Source organism: Peribacillus simplex (assembly GCF_900156045.1).
Taxonomy (GTDB): Bacteria; Bacillota; Bacilli; order Bacillales; family DSM-1321; genus Peribacillus; species Peribacillus simplex_D.
The window spans coordinates 410,277-434,299 of the sequence record NZ_FTMX01000003.1 but is presented as its reverse complement, the minus strand read 5'-3'; the positions used below and the strand labels follow the sequence as shown (position 1 = coordinate 434,299).

General features: G+C 42.6%; 20 protein-coding genes. 17 read left to right on the top strand and 3 right to left on the bottom strand.

Annotation, left to right across the window (positions count from 1 at the left end):
- Positions 1–136 precede the first annotated feature (136 nt).
- From speE to argS, 4 genes are all read left to right on the top strand, one after another.
- Positions 137–964, top strand: a complete 828-nt coding sequence (gene speE, locus BW986_RS13435) for a spermidine synthase (RefSeq protein WP_053348438.1) — start codon at positions 137–139, stop codon at positions 962–964.
- A 13-nt stretch (positions 965–977) separates the two neighbouring features.
- Positions 978–1,856 carry an agmatinase gene (gene speB / locus BW986_RS13430; protein WP_034315888.1) on the top strand — a complete coding sequence of 293 codons (879 nt, stop codon included), beginning with the start codon at positions 978–980 and terminating at the stop codon, positions 1,854–1,856.
- A 274-nt stretch (positions 1,857–2,130) separates the two neighbouring features.
- Complete coding sequence (locus BW986_RS13425) at positions 2,131–2,571, top strand: YwiB family protein (protein ID WP_076368381.1); 441 nt, start codon at positions 2,131–2,133, stop codon at positions 2,569–2,571.
- 3 nt (positions 2,572–2,574) lie between these two features.
- Positions 2,575–4,245, top strand: a complete 1,671-nt coding sequence (argS, locus tag BW986_RS13420; protein WP_076368380.1) for an arginine--tRNA ligase — start codon at positions 2,575–2,577, stop codon at positions 4,243–4,245.
- A 50-nt stretch (positions 4,246–4,295) separates the two neighbouring features.
- Here argS and uvsE read toward each other — a convergent pair whose 3' ends face one another.
- Complete coding sequence (gene uvsE / locus BW986_RS13415) at positions 4,296–5,249, bottom strand: UV DNA damage repair endonuclease UvsE (protein WP_076368379.1); 954 nt, start codon at positions 5,247–5,249, stop codon at positions 4,296–4,298.
- Between the two features lie 28 nt (positions 5,250–5,277).
- Positions 5,278–6,474 (bottom strand): cardiolipin synthase, encoded by a 1,197-nt coding sequence (gene cls / locus BW986_RS13410; protein WP_397222294.1) that lies wholly within the window; start codon positions 6,472–6,474, stop codon positions 5,278–5,280.
- 298 nt (positions 6,475–6,772) lie between these two features.
- Here cls and BW986_RS13405 point away from each other — a divergent pair, with 298 nt between their 5' ends.
- The 10 genes from BW986_RS13405 (at position 6,773) to BW986_RS13365 (ending at position 20,679) form a co-directional block, all read left to right on the top strand.
- Entirely contained in the window at positions 6,773–8,902 is a 2,130-nt protein-coding gene (locus tag BW986_RS13405) for a (Fe-S)-binding protein (RefSeq protein WP_076368541.1), read from the top strand.
- 200 nt (positions 8,903–9,102) lie between these two features.
- Positions 9,103–10,293 (top strand): acetyl-CoA C-acetyltransferase, encoded by a 1,191-nt coding sequence (locus BW986_RS13400; protein WP_076368377.1) that lies wholly within the window; start codon positions 9,103–9,105, stop codon positions 10,291–10,293.
- Between the two features lie 31 nt (positions 10,294–10,324).
- Positions 10,325–11,176, top strand: coding sequence for a 3-hydroxybutyryl-CoA dehydrogenase (locus BW986_RS13395; protein ID WP_076368376.1), 852 nt, complete (start codon positions 10,325–10,327; stop codon positions 11,174–11,176).
- A gap of 35 nt (positions 11,177–11,211) precedes the next feature.
- Complete coding sequence (locus tag BW986_RS13390; RefSeq protein WP_076368375.1) at positions 11,212–12,348, top strand: acyl-CoA dehydrogenase; 1,137 nt, start codon at positions 11,212–11,214, stop codon at positions 12,346–12,348.
- Between the two features lie 25 nt (positions 12,349–12,373).
- A complete protein-coding gene (locus BW986_RS13385; RefSeq protein WP_076368374.1) occupies positions 12,374–13,513 on the top strand; it encodes an acyl-CoA dehydrogenase in 1,140 nt (379 codons plus the stop codon).
- A 111-nt stretch (positions 13,514–13,624) separates the two neighbouring features.
- Positions 13,625–14,257 (top strand): TetR/AcrR family transcriptional regulator, encoded by a 633-nt coding sequence (locus BW986_RS13380; RefSeq protein WP_076368373.1) that lies wholly within the window; start codon positions 13,625–13,627, stop codon positions 14,255–14,257.
- Between the two features lie 30 nt (positions 14,258–14,287).
- Entirely contained in the window at positions 14,288–17,554 is a 3,267-nt protein-coding gene (gene icmF / locus BW986_RS13375; RefSeq protein ID WP_076368372.1) for a fused isobutyryl-CoA mutase/GTPase IcmF, read from the top strand.
- Positions 17,555–17,692: 138 nt separating this feature from the next.
- Positions 17,693–17,854: a hypothetical protein gene (locus tag BW986_RS30230; protein WP_179086067.1), complete on the top strand. Its 162-nt coding sequence runs from the start codon at positions 17,693–17,695 to the stop codon at positions 17,852–17,854.
- Between the two features lie 212 nt (positions 17,855–18,066).
- Complete coding sequence (rpoE, locus tag BW986_RS13370) at positions 18,067–18,660, top strand: DNA-directed RNA polymerase subunit delta (RefSeq protein WP_076368371.1); 594 nt, start codon at positions 18,067–18,069, stop codon at positions 18,658–18,660.
- A gap of 411 nt (positions 18,661–19,071) precedes the next feature.
- A complete protein-coding gene (locus tag BW986_RS13365) occupies positions 19,072–20,679 on the top strand; it encodes a CTP synthase (protein WP_076368370.1) in 1,608 nt (535 codons plus the stop codon).
- Between the two features lie 51 nt (positions 20,680–20,730).
- Here the strand turns inward: BW986_RS13365 and BW986_RS13360 are convergent, their stop codons facing one another.
- Positions 20,731–21,261, bottom strand: a complete 531-nt coding sequence (locus BW986_RS13360; protein WP_076368369.1) for a DUF2529 domain-containing protein — start codon at positions 21,259–21,261, stop codon at positions 20,731–20,733.
- Positions 21,262–21,570: 309 nt separating this feature from the next.
- Between BW986_RS13360 and BW986_RS13355 the strand changes: the two genes are divergently transcribed.
- From BW986_RS13355 to fsa, 3 genes are all read left to right on the top strand, one after another.
- A complete protein-coding gene (locus BW986_RS13355; RefSeq protein WP_034315860.1) occupies positions 21,571–21,942 on the top strand; it encodes a response regulator in 372 nt (123 codons plus the stop codon).
- Between the two features lie 247 nt (positions 21,943–22,189).
- The gene (locus BW986_RS13350; RefSeq protein WP_076368368.1) at positions 22,190–23,047 is read left to right on the top strand and encodes a class II fructose-bisphosphate aldolase; all 858 of its coding nucleotides are present in this window, start codon (positions 22,190–22,192) and stop codon (positions 23,045–23,047) included.
- A 188-nt stretch (positions 23,048–23,235) separates the two neighbouring features.
- Positions 23,236–23,886 (top strand): fructose-6-phosphate aldolase, encoded by a 651-nt coding sequence (fsa, locus tag BW986_RS13345; RefSeq protein WP_034315855.1) that lies wholly within the window; start codon positions 23,236–23,238, stop codon positions 23,884–23,886.
- Positions 23,887–24,023: the final 137 nt, after the last annotated feature.

Here is a 24,023-nt window from a genome sequence, read left to right as displayed (position 1 = left end):
CATAAGAACTGCATTTATGAAATTTATCTTGCAATTCTGCTAGATTCGTCTATAATTTTTCTAGCTAATGACTATACCGATTTTGGGGAACCTATAAGGTGACTGACAATATGAAATGGAAAAGGAGCGTTAATAAATGAGCATTTGGTTTACTGAAAAACAAACAGAGAATTTTGGTATTACGATGAAAGTGAATCGTACTTTACATACGGAGCAAACTGAGTTTCAAAAGCTTGATATGATTGAAACGGAAGAGTGGGGCAATATGCTATTGCTGGATGACATGGTAATGACTTCACAGCGTGATGAATTCGTTTACCATGAAATGGTAGCCCATGTTCCTTTATTTACCCATCCTAATCCAGAAAACGTTTTGGTTGTAGGCGGAGGGGACGGAGGAGTCATCCGTGAAATCCTAAAACACCCAAGCGTAAAAAAAGCTACATTGGTGGATATCGATGGGAAAGTTATCGAATACTCAAAGAAATTCCTGCCTGAAATTGCAGGTATGCTTGAAGATCCGCGTGTAGACGTACAAGTTGGGGATGGCTTCATGCACATCGCCAAAAGTGAGAATGAATATGACGTGATCATGGTTGACTCGACTGAACCTGTCGGACCTGCTGTCAACTTATTCACAAAAGGTTTTTATGCCGGGATTTCCAAAGCTTTGAAAGAAGACGGGATTTTTGTGGCACAATCCGACAACCCTTGGTTTAAAGCGGACTTAATTCGCGATGTACAACGTGATGTGAAAGAAATATTCCCGATCACCAGCCTGTATTTAGCGAATATCCCGACGTATCCAAGCGGCCTTTGGGCGTTCACGATCGGGTCGAAAAAATATAATCCATTAGAAGTGACTGAAGACCGTTTCCATGAAATCGAAACGAAATATTATACAAAAGAACTTCATAAAGCAGCTTTCGTTCTGCCTAAATTCGTTCAAGATTTAGTGAAATAAGGGGGCATGGACCATGAAATTCGATGAAGCCTATTCAGGCAATGTATTCATTAAAAGCCACCCTGTATTTGAGGAATCAGAAGCTGTACTATACGGCATGCCGATGGACTGGACGGTGAGTTTCCGTCCGGGTTCTCGATTCGGCCCTACCCGGATTCGTGAAGTTTCGATTGGTTTGGAAGAGTACAGTCCATATTTAGATCGTGAATTAGAGGAAGTTAAATTCTTTGATGCCGGGGATATTCCATTACCATTCGGCAATCCGCAGCGCAGTATCGATATGATTGAAAAATTTGTCGACAGCTTGTTGGATGCAGGTAAGTTCCCAATGGGGATGGGAGGGGAACATCTTGTCACATGGCCAGTCATTAAAGCCATGTTCAAAAAGTATCCCGATATGGCCATCATCCATATGGATGCCCATACAGATTTACGTGAGGATTATGAGGGAGAGCCGCTTTCCCATGCGTCCATCATCCGCAAATCCGCAGAACTTATCGGCCCGAAAAATGTATACTCTTTCGGCATTCGTTCCGGTTTGAAGGAAGAATTCCAATGGGCAAAAGAAAATGGCATGCACATCTCTAAATTTGAAGTTCTTGAACCTCTGAAAGAAGTACTGCCGCAGTTAGCTGGTCGTCCTGTATATGTGACGATCGACATCGATGTTCTTGATCCTGCGCACGCGCCAGGGACAGGCACCGTAGATTGTGGAGGCATCACTTCCAAAGAGCTTTTAGCTTCGATTCATGAGATAGCACGGTCTGAAATTAATGTAGTCGGCTGCGATTTAGTAGAAGTGGCACCGATTTATGATCCATCCGAGCAAACTGCGAACACGGCTAGCAAGCTGATTCGCGAAATGATTCTAGGTTGGGTTCAAAAAGGTTAATGATGGAAGACTAGACTGTTCCCGTTTTTTAGCGGGAATGGTCTTTTTTTATCCATTCAGGAAAAGAATTTTATATCTGAAGGAGCCTTTTTGAATAATTCCGCCCCAATGTGTCATTATTGCGTTAAAATCAAATGAATTGCAACAACATGATTTCGACAGTTTATCCCCACACTTTTGGATTTACACTTTATTTTCCGCTCCAAGTTGAAACTTCCTTAAAGAATATTTATACTTATAAAGTTAAGAACGACATGATGAAGGAAGTGTAGCTTTGACTCTTCATGATATAGATAAGCATGCTATTAAAGTGACTTTACAGACAAAAATCATGCACGGCCCAGAAACGGAAACGTATGAGCTGGTGACATTTGGTACAAAAATGTATAAAGGTGCAGATTTATATTTGCAATATAAAGAGGAAAATGAAGCCGGTCAAACACAAACGACCATCAAGCACAAACCGGATGAAACGATCCTGCTTAGAAATGGCGCCATTAAAATGAGGCAGCTTTTCCGCCTGCAGGAAGCGACAAATGGACATTATGAAAGTCTATATGGCAGGTTGGGATTACGGACGACCGCGAAGAAGATACATCATCAATGGGATGAACAGACCAAACAAGGGAAACTTGTCCTTAAATATACGTTACATATGCAGGGAAGCGAGCCCGGTCAATATGAGATGACGATTTCCTACAAGGAGGAAGCATAGCGCATGAATATAGTAAAAGAGGTACAGGAAAAACTGAAAGAAGAGATTAAAGCGGCAGTCATTAAAGCTGGGTTGGCAACGGAAGAGCAGATTCCAAATGTTGTATTGGAACTGCCAAGAGATAAGACACACGGAGATTATTCCACGAATATGGCCATGCAATTAACGAAGATTGCAAAGAAAGCGCCAAAGATGATAGCAGAGGCAATCATCGAAAACTTTGACAACTCAAAAGCATCCATCGAAAAAATCGAGATTGCAGGACCTGGTTTCATCAACTTCTACATGAATAATTCCTATTTGACAGAATTGGTTCCTGTCATTTTGAAAGTGGATGAAGCATATGGGGAAAGTGACTTTGGTAAAGGCGAAAAAATCCAGGTGGAGTTCGTTTCCGCGAACCCGACCGGTGATCTTCACCTTGGTCATGCCCGTGGTGCAGCAGTAGGTGATACATTATGTAATATCCTCTCTAAAGCAGGTTATGATGTTTCACGTGAATACTATATCAATGACGCAGGAAACCAAATTAATAATTTGGCCATTTCCATAGAAGCCCGCTATTTCCAGGCACTTGGCCTCGAAAAGGATATGCCGGAGGGCGGTTATCATGGCGAAGATATCATTGGCATCGGTAAAACGCTTGCCAGTGAATTTGGGGATAAATATGTAAATGCCGATGAAAAGGAACGTTTTGAATTTTTCCGTGAGTACGGCTTGAAATATGAAATGGAAAAACTGAAAACGGACTTGGCTAATTTCCGTGTCGGATTCGATGTATGGTACTCCGAAACATCTCTATATCAAGACGGTAAAATTGATGAGGCACTCAAAGTGTTGAGGGACAGGGGCCATGTCTACGAGGAAGATGGGGCTACATGGTTCCGCTCCACTGAACTAGGCGATGATAAAGACCGGGTGCTTATTAAGCAGGATGGGTCTTACACATATCTGACACCGGATATTGCCTATCATCGTAATAAATTGGAGCGCGGCTTTGAAACGCTGATCAATATCTGGGGTGCAGACCACCACGGCTATATACCGCGTATGAAAGCGGCGATCGAAGCATTGGGGTACAAACGCGAGCAGCTTGAAGTGGAAATCATCCAGCTTGTTCACCTGTACAAGGATGGCGAGAAAATGAAGATGAGTAAGCGTACCGGTAAAGCAGTTACGATGCGTGACCTTATTGATGAAGTGGGTCTCGATGCAACCCGTTATTTCTTTGCAATGAGAAGTGCGGATACTCACATGGATTTCGATTTGGATCTTGCGGTTTCACAATCCAATGAAAACCCTGTTTATTATGCACAGTATGCCCATGCCCGGATTTCCAGCATTTTACGCCAAGGTGTGGAACAAGGGATCAGCTATGAAGGAGTCACTGATTTCTCTGCCCTAGCTACTGAAAAAGAAGTGGAACTTTTGAAGAAATTAGGAGAATTCCCGCAGGCAATTGCGGAAGCAGCCGAAAAACGGATGCCTCACCGCATGACGAATTATATATTCGACCTAGCTTCTACATTCCACAGTTTCTACAATGCAGATAAGGTTTTGGATGTTGAAGAGATGGAAAGAAGTAAGGCGCGTTTAGGACTGGTCAAATCCGTCCAAATTACCTTAAAGAATGCATTAGCTATAATCGGGGTTTCGGCACCGGAAAAAATGTAATGGAAAAAGCGGCTGTTTCTAACGAAACAAGCCGCTTTTTTTTAGGTTAATCAGCACTCTACGGCACCGCCGCTCACCCTTTTTACACCACGAACCTTAGCGATATCTTCAATCAGCTGCAACATTGCCCGATCCTTCATCTTGGCCTCGATCATGAAATCGACGTCCTGTCCAAGATCCTTAAGCACTTTAAAAAGGGGCATGATGAAGTCCAAATCGATATAATCTGCATGCGAGCGAAATTCACCTGCAGATTTTGGGGATGAAATATGAATCTTTGGTACCGCTCCTGCTTGCCTCCAAGTGGTGAATACCTCGGTGAGCAGCTCGTTAAGCGGCTCATCCGAAAGATTTGCGAGATGATGGTGGTAATCGAATACAAGTGGGATGCCTTCCCTCTTACATACGCTCAGGGTTTCAGATGCTGTATAGGTTTTATCATCATTCTCAAAAGTCATTCTTTCCTTGACGTGCATAGGCAGCGATTTAAGGTTATCATGAACCCTTACAAGGGCGGACTCTTTATCTCCATAGGCCCCACCGACATGGATATTGATGAAAGAGGTGTCCGCAATGCCCATTGCATCAAGCATTTTATAATGGAACTCCATATCTTTTACGGCATTTTGTGTAATCGCGGATTTAGGGCTGGTAAACAGCGTAAACTGATTGGGATGAAAGCTGATCCTCATCTTGTGTGCAGTGGCCCAATCGCCAAGCTGTTTCCACTCTCTTTTAAAAGGTGTAACGAAATCCCATTCTATTTCGGGATGTGTGGCTAAAGGAACAATGGAACTGGACATCCGGTATATTTCTATTTGGTGTGCCGTGTTATATTGAAGGACCCTTAAGGTATTTTCAATATTCTTCCTTGTCACGTCCAGGAGTTTTTCCATTCCTTTTTCCACGCCAAGTGAACTATAGCGCTTGTAAGTAAGTGTCTTAGCCGGAGAAGCTTCCCATAAACAGGTGGCATTGGATACGAATCCAAATCTTATTTTCATAATATTTTTCTCCTTGAGCAACGGGATGTCAAAGAAAAGGAGAAAGGATGGCGGCCAGCGATTCCTTTGCTGAACGGACTACATTCATGTTGGAAATTGCGTCCCCGTTAAGCGGCTTGGATTCGGCTAGGTCCACTTCCAATTCCTTTTTTACATCTTCTATAAATGTCCGGTCAAATACGAGGCAATTGATTTCACTATTTAAAAAACAACTGCGCTTATCAAAATTAGCCGTACCGATATCACACATTATATCATCAATCAGAATCACTTTAGAATGGTAGAACCCTCTTTGAAATTGCATGATTTCAGCCCCTTCTTTTATTAGTACCCGGAAATAGGGAAAAGAAGCCTCCTTGACAAGGGCATGGTCTGAATTTTCAGGTACAATGATCGTAACGGAAACATTGCGTGCAAGTGCTTTCCTTAATTCTTGAAATAAAGTTTCACTGGGAATGAAATATGGAGTCCCGATAATGATTTTTTTAGTGGCTTGCCGAATTATGTGTGTAAGTGACTGTTCAAGATCACTGCCATTCGTGACGACAAACTGCTGTGCCTGCGTTCCGGGAGTCAATGTCGGGAAATAGGCAGGCGTTCCTCTGAAATCCTCGTTTGTATCATGGAACCAATCCGCGAGGAAGACTTCCTGAAGGTCCTTTACACCTTCCCCGGTCATTTTTAAATGGTAATCTCTCCACGGGTTCAGCTTCTCCCCTTTGTTTATATACTCCTTACCGATATTAAAGCCGCCAAGATAGCCGATTTTTCCATCTATCACCGTGATCTTACGGTGATTTCTTTTTTGTATCGTATAGAAAAGGAAGGGGAGTTTCGGTTTAAAGCTGAAAGAAAAATGAACACCGCTTTTAGTTAGCTCCTGAATGATTTGGCGGGACATCTTTTTACTTCCTACCCAATCGGCTAAAAGCCGCACTTCCACGCCCTCTTCTGCTTTTGACTGCAGTAACTTCAAAAAATCCTTGCTGAATTTATCATTTTTTACAATATAAAAAAGGATATGGATGGAATCCTGAGCTTGCTTTACTTCCTTCATGTAATCGTCAAACAGGATTTTCCCTGATGTGAATACAGTCATATCGCTGTTCCGAGGCGGATATTTTATGTTGGTTGCGTGCTTCAAATAACGCTTATGCCCTACCTTAAGATCAACCCAGCACCAAGAGAAGATCAATAAAAATATTGAGGCAATCGTAGTGATTATCTTCAAAAAAATCCCCCCTAAATGATTATATTTAGTTTGGCTCCAATTCCCTGTTAGTAATCATTAAAAAGCGGGGAGAGGGTACTCATTTTTTTAGAATGCAGAAGGGTAATACGCGAAATTGTCGAATTATATAATTAAGGTCCAGAAAAATTAAATAGTTTTAGAAAGAAAAAAGTTGACTGAATGCTCATTCATTATATAATGGAATTAATCAAATTTCAGAAAAATGCCAAATTTCCCAAAATGGTACCTGGCATTTTGCAATTTACTAAAGAGGGGGAAAGTCTGCATGGAAATGAATGGCTTACTGTGGATCAACTTAGTTGCATTCCTGCTTGTAACCGCTTACGCCGCCGGTTTGTTTGTCTACTTGATAAAGACCCGTATAGCTTATATAAAACTTGGCAAAAAAGTGGAATTCGATAACCGTGTGAAAGATCGTCTTGTTAAAATAGGGGTTTATGTATTTGGACAGAAGAAGCTCTTTAAAGATAAAAAGAGCGGGATCATTCATGCCATGTTATTTTATGGTTTCATCTTAGTGCAATTTGGCGCACTTGACTTTTTCGTTAAAGGCTTAAGACCGGGGTGGCATTTACCGTTTGGCCCTGTTTATCCGGCCTTTACTTTCTTCCAGGAAATTGTGACGCTCACTGTTCTTGTTGCAATCCTATGGGCGGCATACCGCCGTTATGTCGAAAAGCTCGTTCGCTTGAAAAGGGATTTCAAAGCAGGTTTGGTTGTCATCTTCATCACCGGGATCATGATCACCGTATTACTGGGGAATGGAATGGGAATGATCTGGCATGGACACGATGCAACTTGGTCAGAGCCAGTCGCATCAAGCATCGCTTTCCTATTCGGCTGGATGGGGACAACAGCGGCAACAGTCGTTTTTTATGTAGCTTGGTGGCTGCATTTACTGATCATATTATCTTTCCTTGTTTACATCCCGCAATCTAAGCATGCCCACTTGATTGCCGGTCCGATAAATGTATTCCTGAATCGATTGGACAATCCGGGGAAATTGAAACCGGTTGATTTGGAAGAAGAGGTTTTCGACAAAGAAGGCAATCAATATTACGGTGCCAAATATATCGAAGATTTGACGCAGTACCAAATGGTGGACCTCTATGCCTGTGTGGAGTGCGGGCGCTGTACGAATATGTGCCCGGCTACAGGTACCGGTAAAATGCTGTCACCGATGGATATCATAATCAAGATGCGTGACCATTTAACAAATACAGGCGCTGCCGTTACAACTAAGCAGCCATGGGTGCCATCTTTTGTTTTTGGGAATACGAAGGGAAATAAGATAGCTTTGGCTGGAGCCGCACAGGGGGCGCAGGAATCTGCTGCAGCAACCGAGGCATACAGTCCGAGCCTGATTGGTGAAGTCATTACGGAAGAAGAACTTTGGGCTTGTACCACATGCCGGAATTGTGAAGATCAATGCCCGGTAATGAATGAACATGTCGACAAAATCATCGATATGCGCCGTTATCTAGTGTTGACAGAGGGCAGACTTGATCCTGATGCGCAACGTGCCATGACGAATATTGAGCGTCAAGGAAACCCTTGGGGACTGAACCGTAAAGAGAGGGAAGATTGGCGAAGCCTTCGGGAAGATGTCAGCGTCCCTACCGTGAAGGAATTAAAAAAGGCAGACGAAGAATTCGAGTATTTATTCTGGGTAGGTTCAATGGGATCGTACGATAACCGTAGCCAGAAGATTGCCCTTTCCTTTGCCAAATTATTGAATGAAGCTGGCGTCAAATTTGCAATTCTCGGAAATAAGGAGAAGAACTCAGGGGATACTCCCCGCCGATTGGGTAATGAGTTTGTCTTTCAGGAGCTTGCAATGAAAAATATAGAAGAGTTCCAGAAGAATGAAATTAAGAAAATCGTGACGATCGATCCGCATGCATACAATATCTTCAAGAATGAGTATCCAGATTTTGGCTTGGAAGCGGAAGTGTATCACCATACTGAACTGTTAGCCAAACTTGTCAGTGAAGGCAGGTTGGTGCCTCAGTACCCGGTGAATGAGACGATTACATTTCACGATTCCTGTTACTTGGGAAGGTACAATGAAGTTTACAGCCCGCCGCGTGAAATCCTGCAATCCATTGATGGTGTGAAACTTATTGAGATGGAGCGTAACCGTGAGAAGGGTATGTGCTGTGGAGCTGGAGGCGGTTTGATGTGGATGGAAGAGGAAACAGGAAACCGCATTAATGTGGCCCGTACCGAACAGGCGCTAGCCGTCAGTCCAACAGTGATCAGTTCAGGATGTCCTTATTGCCTGACCATGCTATCTGATGGGACGAAAGCAAAAGAAGTTGAGGAAAATGTTAAAACGTATGATGTAGCTGAACTACTCGAAAAAGCGGTCATTGGTGAAAATAAACCGATTGCCTCTTAATTTAAAATGGAATTGCCTGCTTCTTCTATATGGGATGGATCAAATGGAAGCAGGCAATTTTTTCAATTTTTAAAAACTAAATATTTTCATTTTTGAGAAAAATGTGTAATATAATATAATATTAAGCGCTTACAACACTATTTTTTTAACTCCAAATTGAGCGAGCGTTCAATCAATGTTACTTATAGGGGGAAATAATGATGGCGAAAACAGTGATTATTAGCGGTGTGAGAACACCTTTTGGTAAATTTGGCGGTGGTCTTAGCAGTTTGACGGCATCACAACTTGGTGGAATAGCAATCAAAGAGGCACTTGTTCGGGCAGGGATCGAAGGCAGCCAAGTAGACGAGGTCATCATGGGGAATGTGCTTCAAGCAGGCCAAGGTCAAATACCGTCCCGACAGGCAGCCCGTCATGCTGGATTGCCTTGGGAAGTGAAAACGGAAACCATAAATAAAGTGTGCGCATCAGGACTTCGCAGTGTTACATTGGCTGATCAGATCATTCGTTTAGGTGAAGAGGAAATCATTGTTGCCGGCGGAATGGAATCGATGAGCAATGCTCCTTATATCCTTCCGAAAGCAAGGTGGGGCCTAAGGATGGGTGATGGAGAACTGAAGGATACGATGATTTCGGATGGACTTAGCTGCAGTTTTACGGGCGTCCATATGGGGACTTACGGAAACAGTACGGCCGAGGATCTTGAAATCACCCGTGAGGAACAGGATAGCTGGGCTTACGAGAGTCATCAAAAGGCGATAAAGGCAATCGATGGCGGTATTCTTGCAGAAGAAATCATTTCCGTACAGGTGCCGGTACGAAAAGGCGAACCAATTACCATTGAACATGATGAAGCCCCAAGAAAAGATACATCTGCCGGGAAGTTAGCTAAATTAGGTCCAGCTTTCAATAATGAGGGAACCATTACGGCAGGTAATGCACCAGGTGTCAATGATGGGGCAGGTGCACTCGTGCTAATGAGTGAGGAACGCGCGGAAAAAGAAGGAAAAACGCCTTTTGCCTATATTTTAGCTCATGCAGAAGTGGCAGTGGAAGCAAAGGACTTCCCTAAAACGCCAGGTTTGGTCATAAATGAACTCCTGAAGAAGACAGGTAAATCGATAGAGGAAATTGATTTGTTTGAAGTGAACGAAGCATTTGCAGCGGTTGCGCTGGCCAGTGGGAAAATTGCCAACATCGCGCCGGGAAAAGTGAATGTAAACGGAGGGGCTGTAGCATTGGGTCACCCAATCGGGGCGAGTGGTGCCCGCATCATCATTACGCTGATGCATGAACTGAAACGCCGCGGAGGGGGATTGGGCATCGCAGCGATCTGCAGTGGCGGCGGTCAGGGAGATGCCATTTTAATTGAAGTGCCTAAGCAAGGATAATAGTTTCATAGATAAATGAGGGGGGATTTTCATGGGCATTCAAAAAGTGATGGTCATTGGTGCGGGACAGATGGGATCTGGCATTGCCCAGGTCTGTGCAATGAGCGGTTATGAAGTTCTTTTACACGATTTAAAAGATGAGTATGTAGAAAAGGGGTTAGGGACTATTACCAAGAACCTTTCCCGGCAGGTTGAAAAAGGGAAAATGGAATCCGGGGAGAAAGATGCAATCCTTTCCCGGTTGACTTCATCGACGAATTTGAAAAATGCGGCTGAGGTAGATTTAGTGGTTGAAGCTGCGGTGGAAAACATGGAAATAAAAACAAAAATATTCGCCGAGTTGGATGAAATCACACCGCAACACGTCATTCTTGCATCCAATACTTCTTCGCTCCCGATCACCGAGATAGCCGCTGCCACGAAAAGGCCGGAAAAGGTAATTGGCATGCACTTTATGAACCCCGTTCCAGTCATGAAGCTGGTTGAGATCATTCGAGGCCTTGCTACATCGGATGAAGTTTATAAAGAAGTTGAAAAGATGGCTGAATCCTTGAACAAGGTACCGGTGGAAGTCAATGATTTTCCAGGTTTTGTAGCTAATCGGATTTTAATGCCGATGATCAATGAGGCCATCTATACACTATATGAGGGCGTTGCTACTAAAGAGGCGATCGATGACGTAATGAAAATGGGAATGAACCATCCGATGGGCCCGCTTACGCTAGCTGACTTCATTGGGCTGGACACATGTTTGTATATAATGGAAACCCTTCATCAAGGGCTGGGAGACGATAAATACCGACCGTGTCCGCTGTTAAGGAAATATGTAAAAGCTGGGTGGCTAGGCAAGAAATCAGGACGGGGCTTTTACGAATATAACTAATCATGGAAAGATGTGCAGCTATGGGGGGATGAAGGATGGATTTCAAGTTTACAGAAGAACAGGAAATGATGCGGAAGATGGTAAGCGCTTTTGCGGAGAATGAGATCACTCCTCATATCGGGGCAATGGAAACAGGCGTGTTTCCAAAAGAGATTCTAAAAAAAATGGGTGAGCTTGGTTTGATGGGAATTCCGATTTCAGAAGAATATGGTGGCGCAGGTATGGACTTCATGTCTTATATCATTGCCATCAATGAGATTTCCAAAGTAAGTCCCACTCTCGGTGTCATACTGTCCGTTCATACTTCTGTTGGAACAAATCCAATCGTTTATTTTGGAACGGAAGAGCAGAAGCGAAAGTATGTACCTAAGTTAGCCGCTGGTAAATATTTAGGCGCCTTTTGCTTGACTGAGCAAAGCTCAGGTTCCGATGCTGCGAGTTTGAAATCTAAGGCAGTGGCAGTCAAGGAAGGCGGAGAATATCGAATAAATGGGTCCAAGGTTTTTATCACCAATGGCGGGGAAGCGGATGTGTTTATTGTTTTTGCTTCAACCGACCCTCAGAAGGGAAGTAAGGGAATCTCCGCTTTTATCGTAGAAAAAGGGACGCCAGGCTTAATCATCGGTAAAGATGAACGTAAAATGGGCCTTCATGGCTCAAGCACCGTGCAGGTAACGTTCGAGGATATGAAAATCCCTACAGCCAATCTCCTTGGCAAAGAAGGTGAAGGCTTTAAGATCGCAATGGCCAACTTGGATGCTGGAAGGATCGGGATTGCCGCTCAAGCGCTGGGAATTGCTGAGGGTGCCATGGAACATGCTGTCCAATATGCAAAAGGCAGGGTGCAATTCGGCAAACCTATTGCGCAACAACAAGGAATTGGTTTCAAACTGGCCGAAATGGCAACGGGCATAGAAGCTTCAAGGCTACTGGTCTATCGGGCGGCATATTTACGCTCGCAGGGATTGAATTGCGGTAAAGAGGCGGCAATGGCTAAGCTATTCGCTTCGAGGACGGCCGTCGATGTGGCGATAGAAGCAGTCCAAGTGTTCGGAGGCTATGGATATACAACGGAATATCCGGTCGAACGCTATTTCAGGGATGCAAAGGTAACTGAAATTTATGAGGGTACCAGCGAAATACAGAGAATGGTCATCAGTAAGAATCTATAATTACGGAAATTTGGAGGGCATATTCATGCAATTTAAACTAACGGAAGAACATGAAATGATCAGGAAAATGGTGCGCGACTTTGCCCAGAATGAAGTGGCTCCGACTGCTGCCGAGAGGGATGAAGAAGAACGATTTGACCGTGAGATCTTCGATAAAATGGCTGAGCTTGGATTGACTGGGATTCCGTGGCCTGAGGAATACGGCGGAATTGGCAGTGATTATTTAGCATATTGCATAGCGATTGAGGAACTTTCCCGCGTTTGCGCATCCACTGGGGTGACTTTATCAGCCCATACTTCGCTCGCAGGATGGCCAATATATAAATTTGGGTCTGAAGAACAAAAACAAAAATACCTTCGCCCGATGGCACAGGGTGAAAAAATCGGTGCATACGGACTGACTGAACCTGGCTCAGGCTCCGACGCAGGCGGTATGAGAACGACTGCAAAGCTTGTAGGTGATGAATATGTTATCAGCGGTTCAAAAATCTTCATTACGAACGGCGGGATTGCCGATACATATGTCGTCTTTGCATTGACGGATCCTGAATCGAAACAAAAAGGAACGAGTGCTTTTATCATTGAAAAGGACTTCCCAGGCTTCAGTGTTGGTAAAAAAGAGAAGAAGCTTGGAATCCGTTCATCACCGACAACGGAAATCATCTTTGATGAGTGTCGAGTGCCTAAAGAAAATCTCCTTGGCAAAGAAGGGGAAGGCTTTAAAATTGCGATGATGACACTTGATGGCGGCCGTAATGGAATTGCAGCCCAGGCCGTAGGCATAGCCCAAGGTGCATTGGATGCTGCGGTTGGTTATGCAAAAGAGCGCGTCCAATTCGGCAAGCCAATTTCTGCACAGCAAGGAATCGGTTTTAAATTGGCGGATATGGCAACAGGTGTTGAGGCTTCAAGGCTATTAACCTATCAGGCTGCGTGGTTGGAATCAGTGGGCCTTCCTTATGGAAAAGAGTCGGCGATGTCCAAACTTTTTGCTGGAGATACAGCAATGAAAGTGACGACGGAGGCCGTGCAGGTTTTCGGGGGTTATGGATATACAAAAGATTATCCAGTGGAGCGGTATATGCGCGATGCGAAAATAACCCAGATTTACGAAGGTACACAGGAAATCCAAAAGCTGGTCATCTCACGGATGGTTACTAAATAGGGTTGAAACTGAGGTTTTCCGATGAGGCACTGCCTTTACCGGAATTCCCTTTTCAATTTCTTCAGAATGTCTTTGATAGTTGAATAATGGGCTTTCAAAAGGAGTTTGGAAATGGAAAAAAGAGAGGTTCTTGCATCTGTAAAGGATGAGCGGCTGGTTGAAAAAAGACGTACACAAATGATTAAAGGGGCGGTTACCCTTTTTAAGGAAAAGGGATTTCACCGTACGACTACCAGGGAAATTGCCAAAGCTGCAGGCTTTAGTATTGGCACGTTATACGAGTATATCCGAACCAAGGAAGATATATTATATCTCGTTTGTGACTTTATCTATGATGAAGTCCAGGAAAAGCTTCAGAAAGAAATAGAACAGAGTGATGGGACACTTGAAAGTTTGAAGCTGACGATCGCCTATTTTTATAAAGTGATGGATGATATGCAGGACGAAGTGCTGGTCATGTATCAGGAAGTGAAGGCCCTGACGAAGGATGCTTTACCATATGTTCTGAACAAAGAAATTCGGATGGTTGGCATGTTCGAAAAAGTGATAACGAAATGTGTCGAGAATGGGGAGCTCTCGTTAACGGAAAAACAAATAAGCCTTGTTTCACATAACATTTTCGTTCAGGGACAGATGTGGAGTTTTAGAAGATGGGCTTTGCATAAACAGTATACGCTTCAAGAGTATGTTGAACTGCAGACGCAATTATTGATTCAAAATGTATCGGGTTCCAAAATCCACTGATATAAATAAGTTTCAATAAGGAGGAGCTATATGAGTACAGTTGAGGTGTATAAACCGAAGAACCATATTAGATTCGTCACAGCTTCGAGTTTATTTGATGGGCATGACGCATCCATCAATATAATGAGGAGAATCCTTCAGTCCAGCGGGGCAGAAGTTATTCACCTAGGTCATAATCGTTCGGTGGAAGAAATCGTGAATGCGGCCATCCAGGAAGATGTTCAAGGCATTGCCATGTCATCTTACCAAGGCGGACATGTGGAATATTTTAAATATATGTATGACCTGCTGAAGGAAAAGGGAGCCGGGCACATTCGGGTTTTTGCCGGCGGTGGCGGGGTCATCATCCCAAGGGAAATTAAAGAACTTCATGATTATGGGATTGCCCGTATCTTTTCGCCTGATGAAGGGCGGGAATATGGGCTTCAAGGAATGATAAACGTATTGATGGAAGAGTGTGATTTCTCGACAGTCAAACCATCTCTACAAGAACGTTTTGATGAATTGATTGCCGGGGGAACAAATGCCATTGCCCAATTTATTACCTTTGCCGAAAACAGACTCGATGTTTCACAGGAATCAGCGGCAGCGGTGGAAAGTCTTTTTGAGCAGATCAAGACTTCCGAAAAGAAGGTTCCTGTTCTAGGGATTACAGGGACTGGCGGCGCTGGAAAAAGTTCATTGACTGATGAATTGATAAGAAGGTTCATTAACGAAATTCCAGACGAGAGAGTCGCCATACTATCTGTGGACCCGACCAAACAGAAAACGGGCGGTGCCCTGCTTGGTGACAGAATCAGAATGAACTCGATCTTTTCAGAGCGTGTTTATATGCGGAGCCTAGCCACGCGCCATTCAAAAAGTGAGTTGTCTTTGGCGATAAAAGATGCCATTTCAGTCGTGAAGGCAGCTGGCTTCGATTTAATCATCGTTGAAACGAGCGGAATTGGTCAGGGAGATGCAGAAATTGCCGAAATATGCGATGTATCCATGTATGTAATGACGAGTGAATTCGGTGCTCCTTCGCAACTTGAAAAAATCGATATGATTGATTATGCAGATTTGATAGTCATTAACAAATACGAGCGCAAAGGCTCCGAGGATGCAAAAAGCCAAGTTCAAAAACAATACCAAAGAAGCCGTACACTTTTTGATCAAGATCCATCAGAAATGCCAGTATACGGTACGATCGCTTCCCAATTCAATGACCCAGGCACCAATGCATTATTCGCGGCACTGATTGAAAAGTTAAATGAAAAATCAGGGACGGTTTGGAGTACGGCCTTTTCGAAAGAAGCGGATGTTTACAAGCAAAATGTCATCATTCCTACTGACCGTCGGTATTATTTACGTGAAATCAGTGATACGGTCAGATCGTATCATAAGCGTGCGGCTGAACAAGTACGTATTGCCCGGAGGCTTTTCCAGCTTGAAGGAGCAATGGATGCAATTAAGGAAAATGATAACAACGACGAGATGGTGGCTTCTTTAGAAAAACTGAAAAAGGAAACCGCCTTGAATTTATCACCTGAATCTAAAAAAATCCTTTCTGGATGGATGGATTTAAAAGAAAAGTATGCAGGAGAGCAGTTTGTAACGAAAGTCAGGGATAAAGAAATCGTCACAAAACTGAAAACCAAAAGTTTATCAGGTTTAATGATTCCAAGAGTATCACTGCCTAAATATGTGGATTATGGAGAGATTTTAGGATGGGTATACCGTGAAAACGTTCCGGGCTTCTTCCCGTACACAGCGGGAGTCTTTCCATTCAAGCGTGAAGGGGAAGACCCGAAGCGTCAATTTGCCGGTGAAGGATCGCCCGATCGAACCAACAGGCGTTTTCATTATTTGTCAAAGGATGATACTGCTAAACGGCTTAGTACGGCTTTCGATTCTGTAACTTTATATGGCGAGGACCCTGATCATCGGCCTGATATCTATGGAAAGGTAGGGGAAAGCGGAGTCAGCATCTGTACGTTGGATGACATGAAAAAGCTGTATGCAGGCTTTGACCTTTGCCACCCCTCAACATCTGTTTCCATGACCATCAATGGACCGGCACCAATCATTTTGGCCATGTATATGAACACTGCAGTCGATCAGCAGATTCAACGGAAAGAAGAAGAGTTAGGCCGTCCCCTTACTGATGCCGAAACTGAAGAAGTGCAGGCTTATACCCTTCAAACGGTACGCGGAACTGTTCAAGCGGATATTCTGAAAGAGGACCAAGGCCAGAATACATGCATCTTCTCTACGGAATTTGCTTTAAGGTTAATGGGGGACATTCAAGCATACTTCATCGATCGCAAAGTCAGGAACTACTACTCAGTATCCATTTCCGGCTATCACATTGCAGAAGCGGGTGCCAATCCCATTTCACAGCTGGCTTTTACATTAGCGAATGGCTTTACTTACATCGAATATTATTTAAGTCGCGGAATGAATATCGGTGACTTTGCCCCGAATTTGTCGTTCTTCTTCTCAAATGGGCTCGACCCGGAATATACGGTTATCGGGAGGGTGGCAAGAAGGATTTGGGCGACTGTCATGCGGGATAAATATGGTGCGAATGATCGTAGCCAGAAGCTCAAATACCATATACAGACTTCTGGACGCTCCCTTCATGCGCAAGAAATTGATTTTAATGATATCAGAACGACGCTTCAGGCTTTGATGGCACTGCAGGACAACTGTAACTCCCTGCATACTAATGCGTACGATGAAGCCATCACGACGCCTACCGAAGAATCCGTGCGCCGGGCAATGGCCATACAAATGATCATTACAAAGGAGCATGGTCTCTCAAAAAATGAAAACCCGATGCAAGGTGCCTTCATCGTAGAGGAATTGACGGACCTGGTTGAAGAGGCAGTACTGCAAGAGTTCGATCGCATCAACGATCGAGGCGGTGTCCTGGGCGCAATGGAGACGCAGTATCAGCGCGGGAAAATCCAGGATGAATCGATGCATTACGAAATGAAAAAGCATACAGGAGAATTGCCGATCATTGGTGTCAATACGTATTTGAATCCAAACCCTCCTTCCGAAGAAGCGGTGAACAGCATGGAAATTGCCCGTGCAACAAAGGAAGAAAAGGAAGGGCAAATCATGAATCTCCGGGCATTCCAGGAAAGAAATAAGGAGTTCACGGATGAGGCGCTGACTAAACTGAAATTGGCAGCCATGAATGGTGAAAATATCTTTGCCGAACTCATGAACTGCGTGAGAGTGGCCAGTCTGGGTCAGATAACGAGGGCGCTATATGATGTAGGCGGTCAATATCGAAGAAATATGTAAACGAAGAAGGGGCTCCGAACATTTAGGGGCCTCTTTTTTTAAATAATTCCCCTCTTTTTTAACAAAATGAAGATTTTACCTTATAATTATTTGGAAAAGGGGCAAAAATGAAGAATCAGCCCTATTGGAGTTGAGAAAATGAACCTGAAAATGATTGGATTAATCATAGGTTACATTCTTGCCATCATTTTTTTATTTGAGCTGTATGAGCATCAATTGGGTGCCATTTCTTTTTTTATCCTGACGATTGTCTTTTTTACGGCAGCCTATCGTCAGAAATCCAAAAAGGAAAAGGAATGATATTTACCATTTGGTTTCCCGTGAATGATAGACAATAAGGTAAATGTGTGAAAGTATCATATAGAACTAGCATAAACCCATTTAGATTGTTTATAATGGAGTATATGTCTAGCAGGAATTGTCGTTATTTTATCGAACTACTGTTTTAGATTATTTTTTTATGTGAAAAAACACGGAATTCAGTGTTTGAATAGAGAAGGGAAGTGCGGAATTTGAGTTTAAAACAATACTCAAAAGAGCAATTGTTGGAAATGTCCTTAATAGAGATGGCATATGATTTGTTAGTGGAAAGAAATGAACCGATTCCATTTAAAGACTTAATAAGTGAATTAGCTTCGCTGCACCATTTATCCAAAGCCGAAGTGGAAAAGAAAATTGCACAATTCTATACGGATTTAAATGTGGATGGCCGTTTCACTTCACTTGGGGACAACCGCTGGGGATTGAAAACATGGTACCCGGTTGACCAAATCGAGGAAGAAGTCGTACATGTTGTAAAACCTAAAAAGAAAAAGAAAACCAAAAAGGCAGCTGTCGTTATCGACGATTTCGATGAACTTGAAGACGAAGACCTTGACTTTGAAGAAGATATCGATGATCTGGACGAGGATGAAGATGACGACGATGATGATGATATTCTAGGTTCTCCAGTCATCGACGAAGTGCTTTTGGATGATGACGTGGATGATGACGACGATCTGGAAGAAGAAATAATCGAAGATGATGCATTTGTCCTGGAAGATGATGAGGACGAAGATGAAGACGAAGATGACTTAGATGACTTGGATGAAGAGGATGAGAAATAAATAATCGCCCTTGACTTTTTGAGGCGAAATTTGTAGAATCATTTTTGGGCTCCTTAAAAAAGGACACAATGATTAAATTATATCGCTCCCTTACTTTTTTTGTAAGCGGAGCGTTTTTGTTTTTAATGATGGAATGAATAAATGACATCATTTTTTTATTTTTAAAAATGATTTCTCGTAGAATTGTAAAAACTATAGAGAACATATTTATGTTTACGTCATTTAAGGAAATTTATTCTTGTTCATGTATCCTGCATGACTCTCACTAAAGACCTTTAAGTGATTAATGGTTTGTACTGGTTTGCGTTTTATGGCTTTTAACCGCCCATGTGGCGAAAGATTCGATTCAGGTTCCGATTTACTGATGTGGAGAACAGAATTGGAAGAAAACATTCTATAGGAGGATATAAGATGACAAAATATATTTTTGTGACAGGTGGAGTAGTTTCTTCCTTGGGAAAAGGGATAACGGCCGCTTCTTTAGGTAGATTATTAAAAAATAGGGGATTGAATGTTACGATCCAGAAGTTTGACCCTTATATCAACTTGGATCCTGGTACGATGAGTCCATATCAACATGGTGAAGTGTTTGTAACGGATGATGGTGCTGAAACGGATTTGGATTTGGGGCACTATGAGCGTTTCATTGATATCAACCTTGGTAAACACAGCAATGTGACTACAGGCAGAATTTATTCAACCGTCCTGAGGAAAGAACGCCGTGGCGATTATCTGGGTGGAACGGTCCAAGTCATTCCCCATATCACGAATGAAATTAAAGAACGCGTTTTCCGTTCAGGTAATGAAACGAATGCCGATATAGTCATCACTGAAATTGGCGGTACTGTTGGGGATATCGAGTCTCTTCCATTCCTTGAAGCGATTCGCCAAATCAAGAGTGATATCGGCATCAATAATGTTATGTATATCCATTGTACATTGGTTCCTTACATCAAAGCTGCTGGTGAAATGAAAACAAAACCGACACAGCATAGTGTAAAAGAATTACGCAGTCTGGGCATTCAGCCAAATATCATCGTTGCACGTACAGAAAGCCCGATTTCACAAGATATGAAGGATAAAATCGCTTTATTCTGCGATATCGATAAAAATTCTGTTATCGAATGTCTTGATGCGGATACGCTTTACTCCATCCCTCTTGCGCTTCAAGCACAAAATATGGACCAAATCGTTTGTGATCACTTGCAATTGGACTGTGGCGAAGCGGACATGGAAGATTGGAAGGAACTAGTCAAAAAGGTTACTTCTTTATCGAAGAAAACGAAAATCGCCTTAGTCGGAAAATATGTTGAATTGCAAGATGCTTATCTTTCTGTAGTGGAAGCACTTAAGCATGCTGGTTACGCATTTGATGCAGATGTTGAAATCGACTGGGTGAATTCCGAAGACGTAACTAAAGAAAATGTTGCTGAACTTCTTCAAGATGCAGATGGAATCCTTGTCCCTGGCGGATTTGGAGATCGTGGAATTGAAGGGAAAATTGCAGCGACCGAATTTGCCCGCACGACAAAAAAACCATTCTTCGGAATATGCTTAGGCATGCAGCTGGCGTCCATTGAGTATGCACGCAACGTCCTGGGATTGCCAGAAGCGCATTCAGCTGAAATTAAAGAAGATACTCCAGATCCAATCATCGATCTTCTTCCTGAGCAGAAGGATGTAGAAGACTTAGGCGGAACACTGCGTCTTGGTTTGTATCCATGTAAGCTTATCGAAGGAACTAAAGCATATGAAGCGTATAATGACGAGGTTGTTTATGAACGTCACCGTCACCGTTATGAATTCAATAACCACTATCGTCAAGCTATGGAAGAGGCAGGATTCGTGTTCTCAGGTACAAGTCCAGATGGTCGTCTAGTTGAAATCGTTGAACTAAAAGATCATCCTTGGTTTGTGGCTTCTCAATTCCATCCGGAATTCACGTCACGTCCTAACCGTCCACAGCCGCTATTCCGTGACTTTGTCGGTATGTCATTAAAGTACGGCAAAAATCTTTAATAAATAAAAAAACAGCCCATGTGGCTGTTTTTTTTGTTTAGGATGAAGATATCATTCTTCATCTTCATATTCTTTTATGATTTCTTCAAGAGTGAATTTAATCCCATAATAAGCGAAAAGAGCGGCAATGAGGGTAGGGTACCCATATCGATTTCCAGTTTCGTCGGGAATCAATCCCCGTTGGATGCGTAAATCAATATGAACGTCAGCCAACTCCAAAAGAGAATCTTCCTCAGAAGGGACGGATGTAGAAACTGCAACAAATGGTATATCTTTTTTCTTGAGTTGTTTTGCCAGCATCAATGCTTCCGAATCGTCCGAATGGCGGCTGAATATAAGAAATCGATCTTCCTTGGAAATGGTTTCCCCTAATTCATATGTTTTTGCTTTGGGAAAGGGCTCTGCCCCATTCAAAGCCTCGGCAGTGACGCCCTGCATTTCACCAAAACCGTGAATGAACACAGAACCGTCCCCAACCGCAGCCTGAGCGAGCAAGCGTCCGGCATCCTCCATTTCAAAGGCCTCATTTTCAATCATCTTTTTAAATAAACCGCTTATCTGTGTCGAGAAAATTTTTAACATGATCCGGGACTCCTTTAAAAAATAATATACTTATTATAAAGGACTTTCCTTTGCATTGACAGGTTTCAGGGCTTTTGATCCGGAAAGGCTGAATTTACTAAATCGGTCGAAAAAACAAAAAAATTAAAATTCCTTTTAGCCATATAGCAGGAATTTTGTTACAATTATCGAATAGAACATAGAAATCATGATGGAATAAATGCGTTGGACCTCAAGTGACGCAATCTATGTAACTACCCTTTTTCGGGTAATATGGCCGAATAGGCTAATATATTTTATTGATGAATCGGGAAGGGGAGAGGTGATAAAATGCCAGGGAAAATATTGATTGTTGATGATCAATTCGGGATACGTATTTTATTGAACGAGGTTTTACATAAAGAAGGGTATGAAACATTTCAAGCGGCTAATGGCATTCAAGCCTTGGAAGTGCTAAATAATCATTCACCTGATCTTGTATTGCTGGATATGAAGATTCCAGGAATGGATGGCATCGAGATCTTGAAAAGGATGAAAGTCGTCGATCCGGACATCCGGGTCATAATCATGACGGCATATGGTGAACTTGATATGATTCAGGAAGCAAAGGATTTAGGGGCAATGACACACTTTGCAAAGCCGTTTGATATTGATGATATTAGAAAGGCCGTTCGAGAATACTTACCGATTCAATCAAGTTAATGGTCTTGAAAATTTAATAATATTGACGGGAAAATTGCCGCGGCTATCTTTTTTTAGATGGGCCGTGTTTTTTTGGAATAAAATTTGAGGCTTGGAATAGTGTAATTGTTGCTGTTTTTTTGATGTATTGATATGCTAAAAGAGGAGAGATATTCTGATTTATAAGCGTATGCTACTTTGGTTTTAGGGAATATCTAGAAAGAATTATCTTTAAAAATCATAACATCCACTAGTAGGAGGAAATCAAATGCCTTTAGTTTCTATGAAAGATATGCTTAATAAAGCCCTTGATGAAAAATATGCAGTAGGTCAATTCAATATCAATAACCTTGAATGGACTCAAGCCATTTTAGCTGCTGCAGAACAAGAAAAATCTCCAGTCATCCTTGGTGTTTCCGAAGGTGCTGCCCGCCATATGGGTGGATTTAAAACGACTGTCATGATGGTTCAAGGGTTGTTGGAAGACATGAAAATCACTGTTCCTGTGGCGATTCACCTTGACCATGGTTCAAGTTTTGATAAATGTAAGGAAGCTATCGAAGCCGGATTCACTTCAGTAATGATCGATGCTTCACATCATCCGATCGAAGAAAATATCGAAACAACCAAGAAGGTTGTCGAATTCGCTCACGCACGGAATGTTTCGGTTGAAGCGGAAGTGGGCACGGTTGGCGGACAAGAAGATGATGTAATCGCTGATGGAGTCGTATATGCAGACCCTCAAGAATGTGAACAGTTAGTTAAAGAAACGAATGTCGACTGTTTTGCTCCAGCTTTGGGATCCGTTCACGGACCATACAAAGGTGAACCTAACCTTGGCTATAAAGAAATGGAAGAAGTACGGGATTTAACGAACAAACCTCTTGTTCTTCATGGCGGTACAGGCATACCTACGAAAGATATCCAAAAAGCGATTTCTCTTGGAACATCAAAAATCAATGTGAATACGGAAAATCAAATTGTGTTCACAAAAGCGGTTCGTGAAATTTTGAATAGCGATTCTGAAGTGTACGATCCTCGTAAATACATGGTACCTGGCCGTGAAGCTATTAAAGAAACTGTCATCGGCAAAATTCGTGAATTCGGTTCAAACGGCAAAGCATGATTTAGAAACGTAACATAAGGGTTCCATCCCTATAAATGTAAGATGATAAAGGCAATATTCCCATTGGGGGGCTCCCCCCTAATGGTTTCTTTTAGATGCAGGGCTGAATCCGGGCTCCATTTTTAGAACAATTAGAATTCAGAGGCATATTGGGAAATAAAAAATCGATTACATACGGAGGATATTTTATGAAATTCTTTATAGATACAGCAAACATGGAAGAAATCAAACAAGCGCACGAACTTGGCGTTTTAGCAGGTGTTACGACTAACCCGTCCCTTGTTGCAAGAGAAAAGGGAGTTTCTTTCCATGACCGGCTAAAAGAAATCACAAGCCTTGTTAAGGAATCCGTTTCTGCTGAAGTCATTGCGCTTGATTTTGAAGGAATGATGGCTGAAGCCAAGGAACTCGTTGCAATTGCACCTAATATCACGATTAAAGTGCCAATGACCCCAGACGGCTTGAAGGCTGTTTCAGCACTTACGAAACAAGGCGTCAAAACTAATGTCACGCTTATTTTCAGTGCCAACCAAGCTTTATTGGCAGCTAGGGCTGGAGCAACTTATGTATCGCCATTTTTAGGACGCTTGGACGACATCGGCCAAAATGGTTTGGATTTAATTTCGGATATTGCTGACATATTTGCTATCCATGATATCAACGCTGAGATCATTGCAGCTTCCATCCGCCATCCGATGCATATTACAGAAGCGGCTCTTAAAGGGGCACATATTGCAACGATCCCTTATAAAGTTTTGATGCAATTATTCCACCACCCATTAACGGATAAAGGGATTGAAGCTTTCTTGAACGATTGGAATTCACGTACTGAAGCATAATGCCTTGCCGCTAAGTCGCTATAGATTGCACCCTTTTAATAAAATTAACATAAATTAGAAATTTTTATCTTTTTTTTACATGAATTTTCTACTTTTGTGTAAACTAAAGAACTAGATAGTAAATGTTGTCGGATTAT